This window comes from Borreliella afzelii (assembly GCF_014202295.1).
GTDB classification, from domain to species: domain Bacteria; phylum Spirochaetota; class Spirochaetia; order Borreliales; family Borreliaceae; genus Borreliella; species Borreliella afzelii.
This window is the reverse complement of record NZ_JACHGM010000001.1, coordinates 249783-269053: the sequence shown is the minus strand read 5'-3', so window position 1 is coordinate 269053 and position 19271 is coordinate 249783. Positions and strand designations below refer to the sequence as shown.

The 19271-nt window shown below is 28.6% G+C and carries 15 protein-coding genes and 6 tRNA genes; 14 read left to right on the top strand and 7 right to left on the bottom strand.

Going from position 1 to position 19271, the window contains the following annotated elements:
* The first annotated feature begins 13 nt into the window (after positions 1–13).
* From pepD to HNP63_RS01185, 10 genes are all read left to right on the top strand, one after another.
* Positions 14–1444 carry a beta-Ala-His dipeptidase gene (gene pepD, locus HNP63_RS01230; protein WP_183227017.1) on the top strand — a complete coding sequence of 477 codons (1431 nt, stop codon included), beginning with the start codon at positions 14–16 and terminating at the stop codon, positions 1442–1444.
* A gap of 130 nt (positions 1445–1574) precedes the next feature.
* Positions 1575–1647 (top strand) — tRNA-His (locus HNP63_RS01225).
* A gap of 23 nt (positions 1648–1670) precedes the next feature.
* Positions 1671–1744: transfer RNA gene (locus tag HNP63_RS01220), tRNA-Arg, on the top strand.
* Positions 1745–1823: 79 nt separating this feature from the next.
* A tRNA-Leu gene (locus tag HNP63_RS01215) sits at positions 1824–1904 on the top strand.
* Between the two features lie 5 nt (positions 1905–1909).
* A tRNA-Gly gene (locus tag HNP63_RS01210) sits at positions 1910–1981 on the top strand.
* Between the two features lie 40 nt (positions 1982–2021).
* The gene (tig, locus tag HNP63_RS01205; protein ID WP_011601123.1) at positions 2022–3380 is read left to right on the top strand and encodes a trigger factor; all 1359 of its coding nucleotides are present in this window, start codon (positions 2022–2024) and stop codon (positions 3378–3380) included.
* Between the two features lie 14 nt (positions 3381–3394).
* Positions 3395–3979 carry an ATP-dependent Clp endopeptidase proteolytic subunit ClpP gene (gene clpP, locus HNP63_RS01200; protein WP_014486401.1) on the top strand — a complete coding sequence of 195 codons (585 nt, stop codon included), beginning with the start codon at positions 3395–3397 and terminating at the stop codon, positions 3977–3979.
* A 24-nt stretch (positions 3980–4003) separates the two neighbouring features.
* Positions 4004–5296, top strand: a complete 1293-nt coding sequence (gene clpX / locus HNP63_RS01195) for an ATP-dependent protease ATP-binding subunit ClpX (protein ID WP_004789356.1) — start codon at positions 4004–4006, stop codon at positions 5294–5296.
* Positions 5283–7673, top strand: coding sequence for an endopeptidase La (gene lon, locus HNP63_RS01190; protein ID WP_157866533.1), 2391 nt, complete (start codon positions 5283–5285; stop codon positions 7671–7673). The genes clpX and lon overlap by 14 nt, the downstream gene beginning before the upstream one ends.
* 39 nt (positions 7674–7712) lie before the next feature.
* Positions 7713–7865: a hypothetical protein gene (locus HNP63_RS01185; RefSeq protein ID WP_183227015.1), complete on the top strand. Its 153-nt coding sequence runs from the start codon at positions 7713–7715 to the stop codon at positions 7863–7865.
* 61 nt (positions 7866–7926) lie between these two features.
* On the opposite strand, the gene rpsD is transcribed toward HNP63_RS01185, so the two are convergent.
* From rpsD to HNP63_RS01170, 3 genes are all read right to left on the bottom strand, one after another.
* Positions 7927–8553 (bottom strand): 30S ribosomal protein S4, encoded by a 627-nt coding sequence (rpsD, locus tag HNP63_RS01180; RefSeq protein WP_014486402.1) that lies wholly within the window; start codon positions 8551–8553, stop codon positions 7927–7929.
* Between the two features lie 28 nt (positions 8554–8581).
* Positions 8582–8654 (bottom strand) — tRNA-Met (locus HNP63_RS01175).
* A 67-nt stretch (positions 8655–8721) separates the two neighbouring features.
* The gene (locus tag HNP63_RS01170) at positions 8722–10077 is read right to left on the bottom strand and encodes a cation diffusion facilitator family transporter (protein ID WP_183227013.1); all 1356 of its coding nucleotides are present in this window, start codon (positions 10075–10077) and stop codon (positions 8722–8724) included.
* A gap of 120 nt (positions 10078–10197) precedes the next feature.
* Here HNP63_RS01170 and HNP63_RS01165 point away from each other — a divergent pair, with 120 nt between their 5' ends.
* Positions 10198–10566: a hypothetical protein gene (locus tag HNP63_RS01165; RefSeq protein WP_004789641.1), complete on the top strand. Its 369-nt coding sequence runs from the start codon at positions 10198–10200 to the stop codon at positions 10564–10566.
* A 22-nt stretch (positions 10567–10588) separates the two neighbouring features.
* On the opposite strand, the gene cdd is transcribed toward HNP63_RS01165, so the two are convergent.
* Positions 10589–11029, bottom strand: a complete 441-nt coding sequence (cdd, locus tag HNP63_RS01160) for a cytidine deaminase (RefSeq protein ID WP_004789821.1) — start codon at positions 11027–11029, stop codon at positions 10589–10591.
* 119 nt (positions 11030–11148) lie between these two features.
* Here cdd and HNP63_RS01155 point away from each other — a divergent pair, with 119 nt between their 5' ends.
* Positions 11149–12111 (top strand): DHH family phosphoesterase, encoded by a 963-nt coding sequence (locus HNP63_RS01155; protein WP_004789454.1) that lies wholly within the window; start codon positions 11149–11151, stop codon positions 12109–12111.
* Here the strand turns inward: HNP63_RS01155 and HNP63_RS01150 are convergent.
* Entirely contained in the window at positions 12089–13684 is a 1596-nt protein-coding gene (locus HNP63_RS01150) for a glycoside hydrolase family 3 N-terminal domain-containing protein (protein ID WP_004789639.1), read from the bottom strand. The genes HNP63_RS01155 and HNP63_RS01150 overlap by 23 nt on opposite strands.
* Before the next feature lie 211 nt (positions 13685–13895).
* Here HNP63_RS01150 and HNP63_RS01145 point away from each other — a divergent pair.
* Together HNP63_RS01145 and HNP63_RS01140 are read left to right on the top strand one after the other, a co-directional pair.
* Positions 13896–13969, top strand: a tRNA-Met gene (locus HNP63_RS01145).
* A 13-nt stretch (positions 13970–13982) separates the two neighbouring features.
* Positions 13983–14537: a DJ-1 family glyoxalase III gene (locus tag HNP63_RS01140; protein WP_004789758.1), complete on the top strand. Its 555-nt coding sequence runs from the start codon at positions 13983–13985 to the stop codon at positions 14535–14537.
* 61 nt (positions 14538–14598) lie between these two features.
* On the opposite strand, the gene HNP63_RS01135 is transcribed toward HNP63_RS01140, so the two are convergent.
* The gene (locus HNP63_RS01135; protein ID WP_048830655.1) at positions 14599–15816 is read right to left on the bottom strand and encodes an acetate kinase; all 1218 of its coding nucleotides are present in this window, start codon (positions 15814–15816) and stop codon (positions 14599–14601) included.
* 24 nt (positions 15817–15840) lie between these two features.
* Complete coding sequence (gene mfd, locus HNP63_RS01130) at positions 15841–19215, bottom strand: transcription-repair coupling factor (protein ID WP_183227011.1); 3375 nt, start codon at positions 19213–19215, stop codon at positions 15841–15843.
* Positions 19216–19271: the final 56 nt, after the last annotated feature.

Here is a 19271-nt window from a genome sequence, read left to right as displayed (position 1 = left end):
AAGGAAAATTATTATGAGTATTGTAATTGATTCTTTTAGAGAAATATCAAAAATTCCAAGATGTTCAAAAAATGTCAAAGGAATTATTAATTTTATTAAGGAGAGAGCCAAAAAATTTGGTTATTCTTTTAAAGAAGATAGTGTTGGTAATATTGTGGTGCAGATAAAATCTAATAATAACATTGATATGCCTCCTATTATTTTACAATCTCATGTTGATATGGTTTGTGAAAAAAATGAATCAAGTTTACATAATTTTGAAACAGATCCAATTAAAATTGTTGAAGAAGATGGATATCTTAAAGGAGTAGGGACTACTCTTGGAGCTGATAATGGGATTGGGGTAGCTATGATGTTGGGCATTATGAGTGAGGCCGATAGCTTCCCCCATCCCGATTTAGAACTTCTTTTTACCGTTGATGAAGAAATAGGTTTAATAGGTGCTCTTGGTCTTGATTCTAAATTATGTAATGGTAAAAGCCTTATTAATCTTGATGGAGAGGAAGAAGGATATTTTTTAGTTGGTTGTGCGGGATCAAGACTTGTTGAGATTGTTTTTTCTCCTCAATATAATCTTGCAACAAAAAAAACAAAAGTGGAAATTTTGCTCAAAGGACTTAAAGGTGGTCATTCTGGGGCAGATATTCATTTAGATTTGGCAAATTCTTTAAAATTAATGTTTTTTGCTCTTTTTGAAATTAAAGCAAATATTGATTTTGAGATTGAAAGTATTTTTGGTGGAGAGAGCAGTAATGCAATTCCAAATGAAGCTAAGGCTTTAATCTGTATCAATGATAGTGATTATGAATTATTAAGTAAAGAGCTTAAACTTTTTGTATTTAAAGTTAAAAGTATATATTCTCTTGAAAATGAATTTGACATTATTGTTAATAAAAAAGAATTTTCATCAGTTAAAGTTCTTGATGAAAATAGCAAAAGCAGGCTTTTGAATATGGGAATGGGATTTTTACATGGAGTTCAAAGAGTAGAAAATCATGAAAATAAGCTTATCAAGACCTCTTTAAATTTTTCAAGTCTTTTAAAAATGCAAGATGAGTATATTTTTACTTTTTTAATAAGATCTTTATTGGATTCAGACAAAGAGTATGTGTTTAATCATTTACAATCAATAAGTGATTTATCAGGAGCTAGTTGGCGTATAATTTATGATTATCCTTCTTGGAAATCCGATAAGAATAGTAGTCTTTTAAAACATCTTCAAGGCGTTTATAAAGAGATGTATCTTGAAGATGCTAATGTTTCTTTAATACATGCAGGGCTTGAAACAGGTATAATATCTTCTAAGTTAGGAGGCATAGAGTCTGTTACTCTTGGACCTTGGATTGAGTCGCCCCATACTACTAGAGAAAGGGTAAATATTTCTTCGGCTATTAGAGTTTATGATTTTTTGAAAAAAAGTTTAGAAAGATTTCAAAAATTTTAGTTTTAAAAGTTTGATGTTTTAACATTTATTTTATAATAAAAGTTGTGTGACTTTTATTGTTCTTGTCTTTTATTGACTTAGAAATTAAATATCTATAAAATATTATAGTAAATATAGTCACTCGTTATTGGTGGTTGTAGCTCAGTTGGTAGAGCGTCGGGTTGTGGTTCCGAATGTCGCGGGTTCAAGCCCCGTCAATCACCCTGTAATAATTTTCTTTTTAACTGCATTCATAGCTCAATTGGATAGAGCAGTGGACTTCGAATCCGAAGGTTGCAGGTTCGAATCCTGCTGAGTGCGAAAATATTATTTATTTGATAGATTAGGCATACTTGCAAAAGCTTTTAAGTTTTTGTATACTAGTTTGAGTATGAAGTATGCAGGAGTGGTGGAATTGGCAGACACGCTAGACTTAGGATCTAGTGCCTTTGGCGTGTGGGTTCGACTCCCACCTTCTGTAAAAGTGCGAAAGTAACTCAGGGGTAGAGTGTCACCTTGCCAAGGTGGAAGTCGCGGGTTCAAATCCCGTCTTTCGCTTTTTAATAATTATCAATAAAGTTTAATTGAGGCATTAACAGTGATTTTGAGTAAAGATATTAGGCTTCTTCCAGGTTCAAAAGTTGAGGCTGTCATTAGAGTTTCAAAAAATATTATTCAGGAAAAATATAACTCATTATTGCAAGATTATTCTTCCCGGCTTAAGATTCAAGGTTTTAGAATTGGAAAAGTTCCTATTAGTATTATTGAGAAGAAATATTCTGAGGGTTTAAGAGCTACTGTTTTAGAAGAAGTGATCAATAATTCTCTTAAAGAATTTTTTAAAGAAGAACCCAAAAGGCCTTTAAGTTATGCTTCTCCTACTATAAAGGAAGAAAATTTAAGATTAAATCTTGATAAAGATTTTGAATTTACTTTTGTATATGAGACTTATCCTGAATTTAAAGTTCCAAATATTGATGATATTGATATTAAAGTGGAGGTTCCCGAAGTTTTTATTGATGATTCTGATATTGATAATGAGATTAAGTCTCTTCAAATAGAAAATTCAATTATTATTGAAGATGAGGAAGGAGTTGTCAAGAAAGATAGCATTGTTAAAGTTGATTTTGTTGAACTTGATGATCTTTTAAATGAAATAGTATCAACAAAAAGACAAGACTTTGTTTTTACAGTTGGTAAATCTGAAACCTATTATGATTTTGATAGAGATGTAATTGGTATGAGAATAAATGAGGAGAGAGTTATAGAAAAATCCTATATTACTGATTACAAATTTGAAGAACTTGCGGGTTCTTTAAAAAAATTGAAAATTAAGATTAAAAGTATTAAAAAAAGAGATCTCCCTTTAATAGATGATGAGTTTGCAAAAGATATTAGCGAGAGATATAATACGCTAGATGATCTTAAAAATTTTATAAGATCTAAGATTTTAAGTCTTGTTGAAGAAAAAAAAGAAGCTTTAAAGCTAAATAAATTTTTTTCTACTATTTCTGAAAAATTAGAAATAGATATTCCTCGTTCAATGATTGAAGCTGAAATTGAAATTGCTTTTAAGGATGCCAAAAGACAAAATAAGATGAGTCTTGAAGAGTTTAAAAGTATGTTTTATTCTTCAGGATATAATGGTAGTGATAGTTTAAAAGATGAAATTCTTAGCAATTTGAAATCTAAGTTGATAATTCAGAAAATGGTAGATTTAGATCCAATTAAAGTTACTGAGAATGATCTTAAGGATGAGATGGTTAGGCAGTCTGAGAATTCAGGTGTGAGTTATGAAGAAATTAAAAAATTTTATGAAGATCAAAATTTGATTTTTTATTTAAAGGATGATATCAAAAGGAAAATAGTTGAGAAAAAAATTTTAGCAAGTCTTAAAGAGGTAAAGGGTAAGCAAGTTTCTTTTAAAGATTTTGTTAATTATAAAATTTGTGAGTAAGAAAAATGGAGTTTATGCATAATTTAATACCCACTGTAATAGAGCATACGGGAAATTATGAGAGGGTATTTGATATATATTCAAGATTGCTTAGAGAGCGTATAATATTTTTGAGTGGTGAGATTAATGATCCTAAGGCAGATACTGTGATTGCCCAGCTTTTGTTTTTAGAATCAGAAGATTCAAACAAAGATATTTATCTTTATTTAAATTCTCCAGGAGGCAGTATTACTGCAGGTCTTGCGATTTATGATACTATGCAATATATAAAACCTGATGTAAGGACAATTTGCATTGGGCAAGCTGCTTCAATGGGAGCTTTTTTGCTTGCTGCTGGTGCCAAGGGGAAAAGAGAATCCCTAACTTATTCTAGAATAATGATTCACCAGCCTTGGGGTGGAATAAGTGGTCAGGCTAGCGATATTAATATACAAGCTAATGAAATTTTAAGACTTAAAAAATTAATAATAGACATTATGTCTAATCAGATAGGGGTTGATAAGGAAAAACTGGCTCTTGATATGGAAAGAGATTATTTTATGACTTCAAGTGATGCTCTTAAATATGGTCTTATTGATAATATCTTAGTAAGGGAGTAGTTTTATTTTTGGTAAAAAATTTTTATGGCAAGAGTAAAAGGTCAAAAAGTAAAAGAATGTTCTTTTTGTGGACTTAGCGTTGCTGAGCTTGGGGGCAATGTTGTTATATCTAATGGGGTAGCGATTTGTCCGGAATGTTCCAAGATATGTCACAATCTTTTTAAAGAAAAGTTGTGCAAGTCGCTGGATTCTAGATCCAATGGTTTGCCAACCCCCAAACAACTTAAAGATCATTTAGATATGCATGTTGTTGGGCAAGAAGATGCAAAAAAAGTTTTATCTGTGGCTGTTTATAACCATTATAAGAGAATATTGAAAAATAATAAATATGATGATGGTATTGAGATTGAAAAATCTAATATACTTTTGGTTGGGCCTACAGGTAGTGGTAAAACTTTGCTTGCAAAAACGTTGGCTGCAGAGATGAATGTGCCATTTGCAATAGCAGATGCTACAACTTTGACAGAAGCTGGATATGTTGGTGAGGATGTAGAAAATATTTTACTTAAATTGATACATGCTGCTCATGGGGATGTTAGTCTAGCTGAGAAAGGGATTATTTATATAGATGAAATAGATAAAATTGCTAAAAAAAATGAAAACGTTTCAATAACAAGAGATGTGTCTGGAGAAGGGGTTCAACAAGCTTTGTTAAAGATAATCGAGGGTACTATTGCTAATGTTCCCCCAAGAGGTGGTAGGAAACATCCTTATGAGGATACTATTGAAATTAATACTCAAAATATACTCTTTATATGTGGTGGTGCTTTTGTTGGGCTTGAAAATATTGTTAAGAATCGAATAAATAAAAGTTCTATTGGGTTTTCAGCAATTGAAAAAAAGAATATAAGAGATGACACTTCATTAAAGTATTTGGAAATGGAAGATTTGATTAAATTTGGTTTAATACCAGAGTTTGTTGGTAGACTTCCTGTGCATTCGTATCTTGAAAAGCTAAGTAAAGAAGATTTGATTAAAATATTAGTTGATCCTCAAAATTCTATTGTTAAGCAGTATTATCATATGTTTAAAATGGACAATGTTGAATTAGTCTTTGAAAAAGATGCTTTAGAATCAATTGTAGATGAGGCTATTTTAAAAAATACTGGAGCAAGAGGCCTTAGATCTATTTTAGAGGGTCTTCTTAAAGATGTTATGTTTGAGGTTCCTTCGATTAGTAAGACTAAGAAGGTTATTGTTACAAAAGAATCTGTTTTGAATGCAGATATTAACCCATTAATTTTGGTGGGGAATGCAATTAAAAAACCTTGGGCAAAAGAGTTATATGAAATCAATCTTAAATATGATAAAAAATAGAAAAGAAGATCTTCCAATTGTTATTTTAAAAGAAAATGTTCTTTTCCCAAATGTGACATTGTGGGTAACCTTTGATAATGAATATGTAATTAACTCCATAGCTCAATCCATGCTAGAGGAAAGATTAATTCTGTTTGCTTATCCAAATGAATCTAATTATGACGAATCTGGTAAAGAAGGGGTTAAAAACCTATGTTCTGTGGGCACTTATTCTAAACTTATCCAGGTTATAAAGGTTAGTAAAGACGTAGTAAAAGTTTTGGTTGAATGTCAAAGTAGGGTTCTAATAGGCAGTGTTTCAAAAAAAAATGATTATTTGAGAGCCAAAGTTACTTTTGTGTCTGATGCTGAGGGATTAAATAGGGAGCTTTTTACTTACGCTAAATTTTTAAAAGAAACTTATGAAGTTTATAGAAATTCCCTATCTTTAAAATCTTATGATAGCGATAATGAGCCAATTAATTATTTTGAGAATCCAAGCAAGCTTGTCGATATTATGGCCTCTAATTCAAACTTAGAAAATAGTGTAAAATTAGATCTTTTACAAGAGTTAAATGTTAAAACTAGAATAGAAAAATTAATTGTTAATTTAAACATTGAGATTGACCTTTTAGACCTTAAAAAAGATATTAATTCTAAAGTTAGAGCTAAGCTGGATAAGGGGCAAAGGGATTATTTTCTTTCTGAGCAAGTTAAAGAGATACAAAAAAGATTAGGTAAAGATGAAAACGAGTATATTGATAGATTAAATTCTAAAGATATTCCAGAAGATGTTAAATCTAAGGTTGAAAAAGAAATTTCTAGATTATCTAAAATGCAGATGAATTCCCCTGATGCTAATATTATTAGAAGTTATATAGAATTAATATTAGATCTTCCGTGGAATGAAAATACTGTCATGAAAAATCATTTAAGCGAGATTGAGTTTATCTTAAGAAATTCTCATTATGGCATGGATGAAGCAAAAGAAAAGATAATAAATTTTTTAGCTGTTTATCAAATTAATTCTAAGGTTAAAGCTCCCATTTTATGCCTTGTAGGGCCTCCTGGTATTGGCAAAACATCTCTTGTAGAATCTATTGCAAGATCATTGTCTAGAGAATTTGTTAAAATATCTCTTGGTGGCTTAAGAGATGAGGCAGAGATTAGAGGGCACAGAAGAACTTATGTTGGCTCTCTTCCAGGTGTTTTTATTAGTGCAATGAAAAGATCCGGCAAGTCTAATCCTGTTATTCTTCTTGACGAAATAGATAAAATTAATAATAGTTATAAAGGAAATCCCGAATCTGCCCTTTTAGAAGTTTTAGATCCCGAGCAGAATTATAAATTTATAGATCATTATTTAGAAATTCCTTATGATCTTTCTAATGTTTTATTTGTTACAACAGCCAATTCTCTTAATGGTATGTCAAAGCCACTTCTTGATAGAATGGAAATAATTAAAGTTGAGGGTTATTCTTATATTGAAAAGTTAGAGATTGCAAAGATTTTTTTGATTCCAAGCATAATTAAAGAGAGTTTTTTAGACAAAGTTTATATAAGAATAGAAGACGATGTTATTTTTAATTTAATTAGAAATTATACTATGGAATCTGGCGTAAGGGGACTAAAGAGAGTATTGACTAATTTGATTAGGAAACTTGTAAGGGAGTTGCTTTATAAGTATTCTAAAGATCAAATTATCAAAGGCAATTTTTATTCACCAAGTTCTTTAATACATGGAAATAATTCGCTTTTTACTCATGATCCTGATATTCCAGGTATTTATAAAATAATCAATATTAATAATTATTATAATTATGTTGATACTGAGTATAACTTGGATTTAATTAAGATTGACTCTTCTGGATTTGTTTATGGACTTGCTTGGACAAATTATGGTGGCACAGTTCTTCCTGTTGAGGCAACTAAGTTTGAGAAAAAAGGAGACATTATTTTAACAGGTAGTCTTGGAACTATTATGAAAGAGAGTGCACAGCTTGCATATTCTATAGTTAAGACCTATTCTTCTAGGCTTAATTTTGACGTAAAAGAAAGTCCCGAAATTCATTTACACTTTCCAGAAGGAGCAACACCAAAAGATGGACCTTCTGCAGGTATTACCATTGCAACAGCAATTGCTTCAATACTGTCTGATAAGAAAGTTCCTTTGGATCTTGCAATGACTGGTGAGGTGACTTTAAAAGGTTTTGTTCTTCCTGTGGGCGGCATTAAAGAAAAAGTTTTAGCAGCCTATAGAAACGGCATAAATAAAGTTATTTTGCCCAAAGATAATAAAAAAGATTATTTTAAGCTTCCAGAAGAAGTTAAAGATAATATAGATGTTAAGTTTGTTTCCAGTTTGGAAGAAGTTTTTGATTATTTGAATATTATTTAAAAATTTGCATATTTAAATTTATATTTTAGGAGTAAATATATGAAAGATGGAGTTAGAAGGCCTTCAGGCAGCAGGGCGTCTTTTATTTCTCAACCTTATACTAAAAGCTTGAGAAATAATAACAGTTTTTCTTGTTTTGCTAAAAATAATTTGGGGAAAAATTTTTCAAAGGGTAAAAAAAAAGGTAAATAAAAAAAGTGGCTTTAATTGGCCACTTTTTGTTGTTTTAATAATACAAAAATAAAAGATATGTTTATGCTCTCTTAGAATAATACTCTACAACCATTTGCTCATTAGCAAGTGTAGGTATTTCGTCTCTTGATGGAGCATGCTTTACTTTTATGTTTAAATCGTCAGCGTTTACTTCTATCCAAGTTGGTAAATTTCTAAGAGACGAAGTTTTTTCTATATTTGATCTTATTAATTTTTTTAAACTATCTTTTTCTTTTATTTGAATTTGATCATTTGCTCTTAGTATTATTGAAGGTATCGTAACTCTTCTTCCATTTAATATAACAATACCGTGAGAAACTATTTGCCTTGCGTGTGCTCTTGAGATGGCAAATCCAGCTCTATATACAATATTATCAATTCTTCTCTCAAGTATTGAGAGTAAGTTGTCTCCGGTAACACCGTGGTGTTTTTTTGCCTCTTTGAAAGTATTGGTTAACTGTCTTTCGCTTACACCATAAGTAAACTTTATCTTTTGCTTTTCTATTAATTGTTTTCCATATTCTGTGATTTTAGCTTTTCTAGCTTTTCCATGCATTCCGGGAGGATGTGGCTTTTTTTTAAGGATTTTATCATATTTTGGCTGCTCAAAAATGTTAATGCCAAATCTCCTTACCAACTTGCCTTTAGCTATTTGTTTCCTATTCATCAATTCCTCACATATTAAAAATAAAACATAGCAGGGATAGGACTCGAACCTATGACCTTCGGGTTATGAGCCCGACGAGCTACCAACTGCTCTACCCTGCGTCTTACAGTTTAAAATGTTAACACAACTTTATTATAAGTGTCAATTATTTATTTATTATTAATTGAATTAGACCAAAAAATGTATATCATCTATTTCTTCATATTCTTGTTTTATTATTTTTCTAATATCTTTTGTTTTATTTATAAAACTTTGAAAGTCATTTTCTGAATTTAAATTTATTTTGATATAAAGTACAAGCTTGTTGCCTTGATTATGGAAATTAAGTGCTTTAAAGTTTATATGTAAATTTTTTAATGTATCTTTTACGCTTCTTTTAAGATCTATATTTTGTTTTGAGAGTAAATTGTTTGCGTTATTTATTATTACATTAAGTCCCTCTTTGATTATGATAAAGCCAATAAATATAGACATAATTTTGTCAAATCCGCTCCACATGTAAGTTGCAAGTAGTAAACTTAGTGTAATCCCACCATGTGAGAATATACAGTTTTTATCAGCTGAAGCTAATGCTAAGAGAAGTTGATTATTGTATCTTTTGCCTATTTGGAATTTTGTCAGATATTCTATTATTTTCACTATAAAAAAAATGAAGGGAGTCATTGGTATCCATAAGCTTTTTTTAAGGGATTTATTTGAAAATATTTCTAGTATATTTTTTTTGTCTTCTTCGTTGTGGTTGTGTGCTTGATCGTGATCGTGATCGTGTGAGTGGCCATGGTCATCTTCATATATATTATCATTTTTATTTTTCTTTTGGTGTATGTGCAGATTAAATCCAGACTCTCCCCCAAGAGTGATAAATTTATTTAATCCGGTTGTATTTAAAAATAGTGTAAAGCCTGCCATAAGTATAATTATTCCCATGATAAAAGCTATTAAGCTTTCCATTAGTTTGTGTCCATGAGGATAGTAGATGGTTTCAGGTTTGCTTGTAATTTTTAAACTAAAGTAAGTTATTGTAGACAAAACAAAGTCGGCCATGACGTGGAAAGCATCAGCAATAAGTGCAAACGAGTTAAACAGTATTCCAACAGTAAGCTTAGAAGATATTGATGCTACTTCGGTAAATATAGAGATTATTCCTATTCCCATTACAAATTTATCTTCTTCTATTTCAGATGCTAATTCTTTTTTATATTGAGAATCTTTGTTTTCAAATCCTAAGCTTAAAAGCTCTTCTTGTATTTCAGTAATTTTACATGAAATTGTTTTAAATTTATTTTTTTTGCCATAATGAATTAAATTACTAATCATTATTCTTTCTATGCCTTCTGATTTAAAATCGTCACTGATATAAAAATGAATTATTTCAATTTGATCACCTTTTGTTTTTGTTTTAAGATTTGCAATTAATTTTGAATTATTTTCAATATAAACAATGTAATTATCTTCCTTTTTTAAAGGATCCAGTTTTAAATAAGCAAATTTATGAATGTTTTTTAAGCTTATTACCTTGACCATAATTGTAACATTCTCCTAGTTATTGCATAATTTTGTTAATGTAGCATTAATGCTATATTTTATCAGTTATTAAATTCAAGCTCAATCTTGGTTTGTTAAGATAAAAGTGAGGAATATTTTATGCGGCAAGCGGATTTTTTTGTTAAAAAATGTAAAAAAATTATTTTAAATAATAATAATTTGCACAGTTTAATTGAGAATATTAAAAATATTTTTTGTGAGATTTTAAAAGAGTTTGACAGAAAGTCATTAGAGGATATATTTAATTATTATTATGAAGCTTATGATCTTAATAATAGTTTATATAGCTTTGTGGAAAAATTTATTCCAATTATTAATTTTTTATTATTTGAAAATTTGGAATATAACTTTAATTCTGATGAGAAAAAACTTATTTTAAATGTATTCGATTTATCTGCTAATACTCTTGAAAGCGACAAATTAAATAGGCTTGCATCCGCTGTAGTTTCTCTAAAGATATTAGATTAATTTAATTTTTGTGCGAAAGTTACTATTGTGTTACTCTGTGCAGCTCTTTTCGATCAAAAGGAACTTTAAGTAAATCTTTTAATGTATAAATTTTTGTTGGCATTTTATTTTCATTAAAAGATTTAGATTCTGTTATTATTATTTTTGTATCTTGATCAAAAAATTCTGCCATTACTTGTAGGCATATAGCACATGGAATAGCTTCAGGGCTTGTATTAAGTAATAAAAAATCTATTGTTTGTACACCAATTTTTGCAATCATATTTGAAATCGCACTTCTTTCTGCGCAACAAGTTGCTCCAAAGCTTGCATTCTCAACATTTGTTCCAATGAAAAATTCGTTTGTTTTAGTCTTAATGCAAACACCTACTTTGAATTTTGAATATGGAGAATATGAATTGTTTCTTGCTTTTTCTGCCATATAAAATGCTTTATCAATATCTTCTTGTTTTGGTTTTTTCACAATTGTCCTCACCTGTTATATTTTATTAGCTTTTGTGGTTTATTTTATTGAAATATTGTAATATAGTCAATGTGAAACAAGCTAAAAACTTGTTTTGCGGAGGGTTTGCGAATTTTATTATGAGAGATGTTATTAATTTTATTGAAAAGTATAATAATTTTATTATTATTGGGCACAAAGATCCTGATTTTGATTGCATAGGTTCGTCTTTAGCTTTATCGTCTTTTCTCTCAAGAATTGGTAAAAATTCTATTTTGTTAAATGAAGGTCCTTTTGCTAGAAAAGAAATAGCTCCTTTTAGGGATAAATTTTTATCTGAATGGCCTAATATTAAGCTTTCAGAGTATTCAGTTATTATTTTGGATTGCTCAATTTTAGATAGAATAGGTGATGAATTTATATTTTATGTAAAGGATATGCCTATTTTAGTAATCGATCATCATATGTCTGGTGAAAAATTAAAATGTGTAAGTTATATTGATCCTTTTGCACCCTCTACCACTTTTTTAATTGAAAAATTAATAAGAGAGTTTGGACATGATCTTACAAAAGAAGAGGCTTGGTATATTTTAGTGGGATTTTGTACTGATACTGGGTTTTTTAAATTTATTTCAAGAAGTGATCCAGAGCCTTTTGAAATGGTTGCAAGATTAGTTTCAAAAGGAATAAGTCTTAAAGAAGTTTACAGCTATATAGAAACAACTAAAAGCCTAAAATCAATAGAAACTCTTAAGTTAATGTTAAACAGTCTTGAATCTTATTGGAATGGTAAGGTTTTGTTTACATCTTTATCTTTTTCTACTTCTAGCAAAGATGGTAGCTTTAGTGGGGTTAATGAACTTTTTTATATGATTTTAAGTAATGTTGAGAATAATGAAATTTTAGGTATTTTAAAAGAAATGGAGGATGGTTCGATTACAGTTGGGCTAAGATCTAAAGATTCTTTTAATGTTGGAAAATTGGCAGAAGATTTTGGAGGCGGGGGGCATAAAAATGCTAGTGGGTTTAGAATTAAACAAGGTTCTCTAGATATCGTAAAAAATCGAATGTTAGCATATATTAAGGATAATATTTATTTATAATATTGCTTAAAGGGATATTTCCTTTTGGATCAAAATCTTTAGTGAGTGTTAAAAATCCAGATTTAAATGCTAGAGGCGTTGTTCCATAAATAATTACTATGTTTTTTATCCAATTTAATTTTTTAATATGTTGAGGGGTAAGAGATGCAATTACACTTATTTTATCTTTATATTCTTTTAAATTTTCTAAATATTTTAGGCTTCCGGGCGTTGATAAATTAAAGATGACTTGTTCAAAATTTTTAATTAATTTTTTAATTTCGTCGAGTTTTTGGAGATTAATCCCGTTTAAGGGATAATAGTTGTAATAATAAGCATATATATTTTGAAATATTTTTTTGCCTTCTGTAATCATTTTATAGTAAGGAGATATTATAAGTGTTTTTTTAGTTTTAGATATTTCTTTTTCTATTCTTACTTTTGTAATACCCCTTAATGTGTTTTGTTCAAAAAATTTTTCACCTTCTTTTGAATATATTTTCTCATCTTTATTGAAATTAGGATAAAGATCAGATTTATTTTTATTTTCTTTTAAGTATATTAATTTAATTCTTAATATTCTTTTATTAGCTTCAATAATATTATTTTTTATTTCTGAATCTTTTTTCATTAAGTTTAGCAGCATGTTGTAAGCATTTTTTTGTATATTTTCATTTAAAGATATTAAAAAAATGTCACTTTTGGTTCTAGCTATTCTTTCAATTGTATTGTAAATACTCTCATTATTGTATTTTGCTGCGGCCATCAATAGATCATCGGTAATTATTATATTATTGTATTTTAATTTCTTTCTTAGTATATTTTTAATTATTTTTGTTGAGGATGATGCGGGAATATTTTCTCCATTTGTAAGCTTTGGATATGCTAGGTGGCCTGTCATTATTACCGGGATATTTTCTTGGATTAGTATTTTATATGGCAAAAGTTCATTTAAGTTTATTTCTAGTAGATTAGAATTTATTATTGGAATATTTATATGGGAGTCAAGAGTAGTATTACCGTGTCCTGGGAAATGCTTTGCAGTAGAAATTATTCCTCCTTGTTTTTGCCCTTTGTAAAAGGCTAGAGAAAGAAGTGATACTATTTTAGGGTTATCTGAATATGTTCTTGGACCTATTGTGAAATTATTTTCGTCGCTATATATATCTACTATGGGTGCAAAATTTAAATTTATTCCTAGCCGACTTAACTCTTGTGCTATATAATACCCTGTATTATAAGAGTCTTTTGAAGACAGAGATGCTGCAATTCCAAGATTGCCAATTGTTTCTGATGTATTTGATTTTATGTGGTGTGCCAATCCTCCTTCTTGATCTGTTGCTACAAATAAAGGAATTTTAAATTTATTATTTTGAGATGTTTTTTGAGCTTTATTAATACTTTCTGTTAAGTTTTTTAAATTTTTTGCGTTCCATCCAAAAATTTTAATTCCCCCAAGGTTTTTTTGACTTATAAAATCAAGAACAAAATTTGTTATTGATTGATTTGGATAGCTTATCATAAACATTTGTCCTAGTAGCTCATGATCTTGCATTTTACTTACCATTTCATTTATTAATTTTTCTCTTTCCATTGTATCCCAAAAATCAATGGAGAAGCAGTTGTTAGCTATAAAAAGGAGAATAAGATAAAAATTTCTTTTCATTTAACCATACAAATAATAAATTTTAATATTGGTATCTATGTTTATTAGCAAATCATTTTGTATTATACTTTATAATAATGCTTTTGAATAATAACATTGACAAAGCATTGTTGAATTTATACACTTAATAAAAGTTTAAGCTGATGTAGCTCAGTTGGTTAGAGCACTCGGCTCATATCCGAGTTGTCGTGGGTTCAAGTCCCTCCATCAGCATTAGGGGTTGTAAATGGTAGTGGGAATTATTCTTGCAAATGGCTTTGAAGATATTGAGGCTATAGTCCCGATTGATATTTTAAGACGGGGCAATGTTAATATTCAAGTTATAAGCATAAATGATAACAATGTCGTGACAAGTTCAAAAGGCGTTTCTTTTTTAACAGATGATATAATATCAAACTGCAATGAGAATCGTTTTGATCTAATAATTCTCCCGGGAGGCATGCCTGGGGCTACTAATCTTTTCAATTCAAAAGAATTGGATCTAATTTTAAAAGATATGAATGCTAAGGGTAAATTTATTGCAGCTATTTGTGCTTCTCCAGTAGTAGTGCTTGCTGCTAAGGGTCTTCTAGGATTTAATAAATTTACATGTTATCCAGGTATGGAAGAGAATGTGGTTGATGGTGAGTTTGTAGATAAAAATGTTGTTAGAAGCAATAATTTTATTACTTCTAAAGGAGTTGGAACTTCATTTGAATTTGCTTTTACTCTTCTTGAAATAGTAAAGGGAAAGCAAATAATGGAAAATGTTAAAAAAGCAACTTTACTTTATGATAGTTGAATATAAAACTATTTAAAATGGTTATAATAAATAACTTAAATTTAAGTTTTAAAATTGAAAACTATAAATTTTTTGGAATTAAATTATAAATATCTTCAAGAATAGTTGATTCTTCGTTTGTTGGTATTGCTAGTATTTTTACTTTACTCTTGATGGTTGAAATTTCGGATTCTAAATTTTTGTTTTGAGCCATTTCATTTTTTTTAAGGTCTAGCTCTATTCCAATTTTTTCAAACCCTTTTAGTGAAAGATCCCTTACTTTATAATCAACAACGCCAATCCCACCCGTAAAAACTATTGCATCAACATTAAAATCAAGAATAGCAATGTAAGATCCAATATATTTTTTTATTCTATATGTCATTATCTCTACTGCAAGTTTTGATTGATATTCTCCTTCTTCAATTTTGTTCCAAATGTCTCTCATATCATTTGATTTTTCAGAAATTCCTAGTATACCGCTTTCTTTATTTAATATTTCTTCAATTTGTTTAGTTGTTTTATTTAATATGGTGCTCATCAAATTAATAATTGCTGGGTCTATATCACCACTTCTTGTTCCCATTGCAAGGCCTTCAAGTGGAGTAATTCCCATGCTTGTGTCGTAAGATTTTCCATCTTTAACGGCATTAATGCTTGCTCCATTTCCAAGATGTAATATTATTAAATTTAGATCATCTATGTTTTTATTTAAAATTTCTGAGGATCTTTTTGTTATGTACGAATAAGAAAGGCCGTGAAAGCCATATTTTCTAATATTGTGTTTTTTATACCAAGAATATGGGGTTGCATAAAGAAAAGCGTGTTCTTTTATGGTTTGATGCCATGATGTATCGAAGCATAAAACTTGTTTTGCGTGTGGTAAAATCTTAAGTATTGCCTCTATTGCGATGATTGCACTTGGGTTGTGAAGTGGAGCAAGTTCGGAAATTTGTTTTAATTCATTATAAATACTGTTGTTAAGAATTACTGAATTTTTAAAGTTTGATCCCCCATGTACAACCCGATGTCCTATTATTTTAATTTCATTGATGGTTTTAAGGATTTTAGAATTGCTGTTTAACAATATTTTAAACATTTTTTCTATTGCTTTTTGGTGATTTTCAATTCCTTTCTCAAATCTTTCTATTGTTGATCCATCAGTATTTATTATTTTTATGATTGATTTTTGCTTTTTTATTTTTTCAATAATTCCAGATATTAATTTTTTTGAATTTTCATATTGATAAATAGCAAATTTCAACGAAGAACTTCCTGTGTTTATGATTAATATTTTCATTTTTTTCCTTTTATGATTGACAAGCTATGAGCTTGTTTTTAGCAAGTTAATATTTTTATATATGTAATTCATTTTGTCAGATTTTTCAATATTTTTAAAGCTTAAAAATATTGATTTTTGATACGATGGATTTAATATTAATAAATTAGGATGCTTTTGAAGTATTTCTATTATTTTTTCCATAGGGATGCTTTCTATATTTTTATATTCTATTTCCAAAGTTTTGTTTGTTTCTTTTATTTTTATTATGTTTAATTTTTTTGCTAAAATTTTAAGTTCAGCTAACATTAATAGACTATTTATTTCTTTAGGTATTGGGCCAAAGTTGTCGTGGATTTCTGATCTTATCTTTTTACTTTCTTCTTCAGTTTGAATTTCAAAGATTTTTTTGTAGATTAGTATTTTAGTCTGTTCATTTTTTATATAATTGTCAGGAATAAAGCCACTATAGTTAATTTCAATGTCAACTTCTTCTTCTGATGATATTTTTCCCATTTTCTTTTCAATTGCCTTGTTTAACATTGTTAAATAGTAATCCAATCCAATCGATTCAATTTCTCCATGTTGTTCTCTACCAAGCAAATTTCCAACACCCCTTATTTCCATATCCTTCATTGCTATTTTAAATCCTGATCCTAAATCTGAAAATTCGGTTATTGCTCTTAGTCTTTCAATAGAGCGTTCATTGAGTTTCTCGCTATCTTGGTATAAAAAATAAGCATAAGCTTTTTTGGATCCCCTTCCAACTCTTCCTTTTAGTTGATATAATTGCGCAAGTCCAAACTTGTTTGCATTGTTAATTATTATTGTATTTGCATTTGGAATGTCTATCCCATTTTCAATTATTGTTGTTGCTAATAAAATTTGATACGCTTTTTTAATAAAATCGTGCATTATGTTTTCAATCTCGATTCCTGTGAGTTTTCCATGAATTATTGCAATCCTTGCATAAGGAGTTAATTTTTCAATTAGAGTTTTTAAATAATGCAACTCTTCAATATTATGATTTACTAAAAAAACTTGACCATCTCTAGATAGTTCATTTTCAATTGCATGTTTTATTAAAAGTTCACTAAACGATTCTAAATAAGCTTCTATTTTTACTCTGTTTTTAGGAGGAATTTTTAAAACGGAAATATCTCTAAGTTTAATTAGCGACATATGAAGAGACCTAGGAATTGGTGTTGCAGAAAGAGCAAGACAATCAACTGAGATTCTTATTTCTTTAAGTTTTTCTTTTTCTTTTACACCAAATCTTTGCTCTTCATCAATTATTATTAATCCTAAATTTTTGCAGGAGAATTTTTTTGAAAGAATTTTGTGTGTTCCTATTATTATATCAATTTCTCCGCTTTTCAATTCTTTTAAAATTCGTTTTTCTGAGTTGTTTTTTATAAATCTGCTTAATACTTCGATTTTGATTGGGAAGTTTTTGAATCTTTTTTTAAATGTATTGAAATGCTGTTCTGCCAGGATAGTTGTTGGGGATAGTACAACAACCTGTTTGTTTCCCATTACAGCTTTAAACGCAGCTCTCATTGCGACTTCAGTTTTTCCAAATCCAACATCTCCACAAAGAAGGCGATCCATTACTTTGAAACTCATCATATCTTCTTTAATTTCTTTTATTGCTGTTATTTGATCTGGAGTTTCATCATATGGAAATTCAGATTCAAATAACAATTGTAATTCGTTATCTTTTGGGTATTTAATACCTTTAATACTTTCTCTTTTTGAATAAAGTTCTATTAATTTTTCTGCAATCTCTTCGATTCTTTTTTTTGCATTTACTTTATTTTTTATCCATGTTTTAGAACCAATTTTATCCAATTTTATATTTTTAGGATCACTTCCAATGTATTTTTGGATTAAATTTGTTTGTTCAATTGGAATAAATAGTCTTTCTCCTTCAGCGTATTCAATCTCAATATAATCCTTTTCAAGAGAGCTTGTTTTTATTCTCTTTATTTGCCTAAATATACCAATTCCATGGTTTATATGAACTACATGACTATTTTTCTCAATCTCAATAAAAGAGGCAATAGCTTTTGTTTTTGAAGATTCAAAGGATTTGTTTATTTTTTGTTCTGTATTAAAGATGTTTGATTCAAGAATAATAGCAATTTTTTCTTCTTCTATTATTAAAGAGCTAGATATTTTTAAAACCTCAATAGATACTTTTGGTAATTCTTTGAAAATATATTTAAGTTTTTCTTTTTGTGATTCAGATTCCGCTGCAATAATAATTTTAAATCCATTTTTTAGCCAATTTTTGAATTCTTCTTTTGTAAGCATAATATTTGAAAAAAAGCTTCTCTTGCTTTCAATTTTAAATTCTATAACTTCTTTGGATTTAGAACTTTCAATTTTTGAAAATAAAACATCGCTTTTTAGATTGAAGTCTTTGGAATTTAAGAGGATTCTTTTTGGATCAATTGTATTCTTACCAGCTTCTTTTGCTTCTTTATAAAGATTTTCATATTCTTGGTGTATTTTTTCAATTTCTTTTTCGAAATTGTTAATTTCAAAGCTTACAATAGGCGTGTGTTTTTCAATCTCATCACTTAAATAAGTATTTGCTACTAGCGGATAAAACATTTCTTCTGTTTTTGTTTCTTTTTTTAAATTCAACTCTTCAAGAATCTTTTTATATTCAACAGATTTAATCTTTGTTTTTAAGTTGTTAATAACTTCATTCTTCCAAATAATTTCTTTTTTTGGAAGAATTTGGAATTCTAAAATTTCATTATCCTGTTTTAATTGGGTTAAAGGATTGAATTTTCTTATTTCTTCTATTTTGTCGAAGTTGAGTACAATTTTTATTGGGTTTTGTTCTCCAAAAGGGTATAAGTCTATAATTTCTCCTTTTATTGTAAATTCTCCTGGAATTGTTACTCTGAGTGTTTTTTCATATCCTAATGTTATAAGGGTTTTTTCAATGTCTACTGTATCAATCTTAGTATTTTTTTCAATTTTATATATATTCTTTAGTAGTGTATTTTGATTAGGTATTTTACTGAGCAATGATTTTAAGACTGTAATATATATTCCAGGATTTTTTTTATAAAAATTGATCAGGAATTTGATTCTTTCGTTAAAGATTGTACTTTTTGAGCCAATCCCCTTGTATACAAGGGGACTAAAATAGTTAAACTCAAAGATTTGACTTGTAATTACTTTTAAATCATTTTTGATTTTATCTAATGTATGCTCATCTTTAACTATTAATATTATTTTTCCGGTTTTACTATATTCTTTGATTTTTTTAATTAAAAAAGCTTTGAAAAATCCTTCATATCCTGTTAATGAAAAAAATGTATTTTGTTCTAAATATTCTTTCATTTTTTTTAAATTGGAATTATTTTGTAATATTGTTGTTAGTTCTTCATCTATATTCATTTTTTACCTTTTTGTTTAATTAATTTAGTATAATAATATACTATAGGTATTATTAC

What these genes read in the sequence shown, in the direction of transcription:
- pepD (WP_183227017.1), top strand. Translation starts at nt 14, where the DNA reads ATGAGTATTGTAATTGATTCTTTTAGAGAAATATCAAAAATTCCAAGA.
- clpP (WP_014486401.1), top strand. Translation starts at nt 3,395, where the DNA reads ATGCATAATTTAATACCCACTGTAATAGAGCATACGGGAAATTATGAG.
- clpX (WP_004789356.1), top strand. Translation starts at nt 4,004, where the DNA reads ATGGCAAGAGTAAAAGGTCAAAAAGTAAAAGAATGTTCTTTTTGTGGA.
- lon (WP_157866533.1), top strand. Translation starts at nt 5,283, where the DNA reads ATGATAAAAAATAGAAAAGAAGATCTTCCAATTGTTATTTTAAAAGAA.
- HNP63_RS01185 (WP_183227015.1), top strand. Translation starts at nt 7,713, where the DNA reads ATGAAAGATGGAGTTAGAAGGCCTTCAGGCAGCAGGGCGTCTTTTATT.
- rpsD (WP_014486402.1), bottom strand. Translation starts at nt 8,553, where the DNA reads ATGAATAGGAAACAAATAGCTAAAGGCAAGTTGGTAAGGAGATTTGGC.
- HNP63_RS01170 (WP_183227013.1), bottom strand. Translation starts at nt 10,077, where the DNA reads ATGGTCAAGGTAATAAGCTTAAAAAACATTCATAAATTTGCTTATTTA.
- HNP63_RS01165 (WP_004789641.1), top strand. Translation starts at nt 10,198, where the DNA reads ATGCGGCAAGCGGATTTTTTTGTTAAAAAATGTAAAAAAATTATTTTA.
- HNP63_RS01155 (WP_004789454.1), top strand. Translation starts at nt 11,149, where the DNA reads ATGAGAGATGTTATTAATTTTATTGAAAAGTATAATAATTTTATTATT.
- HNP63_RS01150 (WP_004789639.1), bottom strand. Translation starts at nt 13,684, where the DNA reads ATGGAAAGAGAAAAATTAATAAATGAAATGGTAAGTAAAATGCAAGAT.
- HNP63_RS01140 (WP_004789758.1), top strand. Translation starts at nt 13,983, where the DNA reads ATGGTAGTGGGAATTATTCTTGCAAATGGCTTTGAAGATATTGAGGCT.
- HNP63_RS01135 (WP_048830655.1), bottom strand. Translation starts at nt 15,816, where the DNA reads ATGAAAATATTAATCATAAACACAGGAAGTTCTTCGTTGAAATTTGCT.
- mfd (WP_183227011.1), bottom strand. Translation starts at nt 19,215, where the DNA reads ATGAATATAGATGAAGAACTAACAACAATATTACAAAATAATTCCAAT.